Below are 3,369 nucleotides of genomic sequence, written 5' to 3'. Positions count from 1 at the left end.
CCAGGGCGATGCCCTGGGCTGGTATGGGTCGCCCCTTCAGGGCTCGATGGACGGAGGGCGGATGGTGGCGGATGAACCGGTAGTCGGGTAACGACACATGGGCGAAACCTTTGATGTGGTCGTGGTGGGGGCGGGGCCGGCGGGGAGCACGGCGGCGTATTGTCTGGCCCGGGCCGGGGCCCGGGTGCTGGTGGTGGATCGCCATGACTTTCCCCGGCACAAGGCGTGCGGGGGGGCGCTCTTCGGCTGCCGGGACTGGCCGTTTGCCAACTTTCTGGCCATCCGGGACCGCCTGCCCACCCGGCCGGTGAGCGAGGCGGTCTTCTACCACGACCGCCGGCCGGTCTGTGGCCTCCGGCAGGAGGGCCTTTTCGAGCATGCGGAGCGGCTGCGGCTGGACCATCTGCTGCTGGAGGAGGCGCTGGCGGCCGGCGCCCGGTTCCGGCGCCTGCCGGTCAAGCGCCTGGCGCCCCGGGGGGAGGGGCGGCGAGGCTATCTTCTGGCCGGCGACCACGAAGCGGTGACCGCCCGGTTCGTGATTGGAGCCGACGGCTTTGCCGGGGTGACGAGCCGTTTTTTGGGCAACCCAAGGGGGCCCTTCGGGCGCTGCCTGGAATACGACATCGAGGCCGAGCCCCGGACCCGGGCCAGCCACTTCTTCGTCCTCTGGGGCGGCGAGCTGGGCTATGCCTGGCTTTTCCCCACCCGGGATGGCTACTACGCAGGCCTGGGCTTCATCGGCCGCACCCGACAAGGCTTGCGGCCGCTCCTGGACGGACTGCTCCGCCACTGCGTCAACGAGGGTCTCCTCCCGCACCAGCACCGGGTCCGGCGGCTGTTTGGCGGCCCGGATCCGGTGGCGGTGGTGCCTCGGCTCGCCGGTCCGGACCTGCTTCTGTGCGGCGATGCCATGGGGCTCGTCAGCCAGCTGTCCGGGGACGGCATCTTCTTCGCCATGGCCAGCGGCGAGCAGGCGGCAGCGGCCTGGGGTGCCCCTGATCCGGCCAGCCGCTATCGCCAGCTGGTCCAGCCCCTGATCCGGCGGGCCACCGTCTGCCGCCGTATTCCCGGGAAGGCCGCGAGCCTGATGCTCGCCCGGCTGGCCCTGGCAGGCATGGCCTGGCTGCCTTCTTTCCGGCAGCTGGTCTTTCGCAAGTTCTTCCAGCGCTCTTGACCCACGGTCCAACTTCTTCCGGGCTGCCATCCGGTCCGGCCGATCCGGCGCCCAGCCCTGGCCGCGGGGGCTTGACGGCGGCGTAGCCAGGGGGCCATCCTGAGGCAATGGCAGGTCAGACCTGCCCGCTCACCCTTACGTGGAGGAAGCCGCCATGCCCCCGTCTCTGGTCCGCCTTGCCGTTCTCACCGCTGTTCTGGCCGGCCTAGTCTGGCACCCCGGCGCCCTGGCCGCGCCGCCCAGCCTGGAGGAGGACTGCTCCTGCCCGGTGCCAGTGGCCATCGATCCGCAGGCCTACACCCTCTATCCGGATCTGCCGTACAACACAGTGGATGGCGAGCCACTGCTGCTGGATGCGGCCATCCCCCACGGCTGCACCGCGGCCAGCCGCTGCGGCCTGGTGCTGGTGCTGCACGGCGGCGGCTTTGCCATCGGCGACAAGGCCGAGGGCGGCGGGGCCGGCCAGCGGCGAGCCATCGAGCAGCTGGCCAGCCTGGGCTATGTGGCCATCTCCGCCAACTACCGTCTGGCGCGACCGCGGATGAACAAATTCCCGGCCGCGGTCCAGGACAGCCGCTGCCTGGTGCGCTGGTCCCGGCGGTACGCCGCGGCGCTGGGCATCGATCCGGAGCGGATCGTCATGACCGGGGTCTCGGCCGGTGGCGGCCTCACCGCCTCGGTGGCCACCATGGATGATGCGACCTGGGGACCGGGCCTCGGCATCGATGACTGGAACGGCTACACCTGCCAGGCGGACGAGCCGGGCCAGCCCCGGCGGTCCTCCACGGTGACGGCCGCGGTGGTCTACTACGGCACGGCGGACTTCCGGATCCCCCTGGCGGAGTGGGGCCACACCGCGCCGCTCATCGTCAACTATCTGGGCGCCTTGCCCCGGCGGGCGCCGGTCCGGGCCCTGGCCGCCTCGCCCATCGCCTACGTTCGTGCCACCACGCCGCCCATGCTCCTTCTCCACGGCCAGGTGGATGACACGGTGCCCTATGCCCAGTCCGAGGCCATGGCCCAGGCCCTGATCGCAGCCGGGGTGCCCAACCGGCTGGTGGGCCTGGCCGATGTGGGCCACAGCTTCCTCATGTTCGACAAGGACTACTTTGCCCTCGCCGGCCCGGAGGACGACACCAGCGGCCTGCCGGCCTGCACCGGCCAGGAGCCGGACGGCAGCCAGTGCCTGGTGGAGACCCCCCAGGGGCCGGCGATCATGACCGCCGGCGCCTTGCGCTGCACCTCCTGCACCAGCCTGCGCTTTCTGGCCGAGGTGCTGGCTCCGCCAGCCCCCTGAGGCGATCCCAGGCAGGACCGACGCCGGTCCTAGGACCCGGCGCCGGTCCTGCCCCCTCCTTCGCTGGGGTAGAGCTCCGGGTAGAGCTTCCTGGCACAGTCCGGGCAGATGCCGTGGCTGAACTGGGCCCCGGAGTGCCTCTCGATGTACGCCTCCAGCCGCTGCCAGAAGCCCCGGTCATCCCGGATCTTCTTACAGCTGGCGCAGATGGGCAAGAACCCCTGCAGGGTCTTCACATCAGCCAGGGCCCGCCTGAGCTCTTCGATCACCCGGTCCCGTTCCGCCTCCGCCTTCTTCCGGGCCTCGATCTCCTCGTGGGCCAGGGAGAGCTTGAGCTCGATCTCCGCCACCTGCCGCAGGATGGCCAGCACCGGCCGGTTTTCGATGGCCACCCCCTTGTGCCGGCTCTGCCACACCAGATAGCCGTACAGAAAGGGGAGGGCAAAGACGGAGACAAAGAGCCGGCTCACCAGGGTGCCCTGCATGATGCTGAGATACGCCGGCGTGCCGGCAAAGGCGCCGGTGGTAAAGAGAAGAACGTCCAGCCACATCACACCCAGGAGGGTCAAAAAGGCGCGCAGCCCCAGCTGGATGCCCAGCCGGGGCTTGCCGAAATACTCCCAGGCCATGGCCAGAAAGATCAGATCGAGGAGGGTGGCGATCACCGAGGCGATATTGATCCGGAGACTGGGCACCGGCACGTGGCTCAAAGAGGCGCTGTGGATGAGACCGGCCTGGATATGCAGGGTGGCCGCGATGAGGGGCATCATGACCGAGACGCCGACCACGGTGGAGATGGCGATCCTGGTGGCCCGCGGGCCATCGAAGACATAGACCACGAACACCCCCAGGAGCAGCGAGGTGTAGAAGACCGTGGAGCCGACCACAAAGGTGATTC

3 protein-coding genes are annotated in these 3,369 nt (G+C 69.8%); 2 read left to right on the top strand and 1 reads right to left on the bottom strand.

All coding sequences use genetic code 11. The annotated features are described in order from the left end of the window. Positions 1–97: 97 nt before the first annotated feature. Together AB1634_19055 and AB1634_19050 are read left to right on the top strand one after the other, a co-directional pair. Positions 98–1,174 carry an NAD(P)/FAD-dependent oxidoreductase gene (locus tag AB1634_19055; protein MEW6221611.1) on the top strand — a complete coding sequence of 359 codons (1,077 nt, stop codon included), beginning with the start codon at positions 98–100 and terminating at the stop codon, positions 1,172–1,174. Positions 1,175–1,328: 154 nt separating this feature from the next. Next, positions 1,329–2,471 carry an alpha/beta hydrolase gene (locus tag AB1634_19050; GenBank protein MEW6221610.1) on the top strand — a complete coding sequence of 381 codons (1,143 nt, stop codon included), beginning with the start codon at positions 1,329–1,331 and terminating at the stop codon, positions 2,469–2,471. Positions 2,472–2,500: 29 nt separating this feature from the next. Here the strand turns inward: AB1634_19050 and AB1634_19045 are convergent. Beyond that, a partial coding sequence (locus AB1634_19045) for a hypothetical protein (protein ID MEW6221609.1) occupies positions 2,501–3,369 on the bottom strand: 869 nt, incomplete at its 5' end.

The organism is Thermodesulfobacteriota bacterium (genome assembly GCA_040755095.1).
Taxonomy (GTDB): Bacteria; Desulfobacterota; Desulfobulbia; order Desulfobulbales; family JBFMBH01; genus JBFMBH01.
The sequence above is the reverse complement of the archived record's forward strand: the minus strand, read 5'-3'. Positions and strand labels throughout refer to the sequence as shown.

Coding starts and splice junctions, on each gene's coding strand:
- AB1634_19050 (MEW6221610.1), top strand. CDS start 1,329: ATGCCCCCGTCTCTGGTCCGCCTTGCCGTTCTCACCGCTGTTCTGGCC.
- AB1634_19055 (MEW6221611.1), top strand. CDS start 98: ATGGGCGAAACCTTTGATGTGGTCGTGGTGGGGGCGGGGCCGGCGGGG.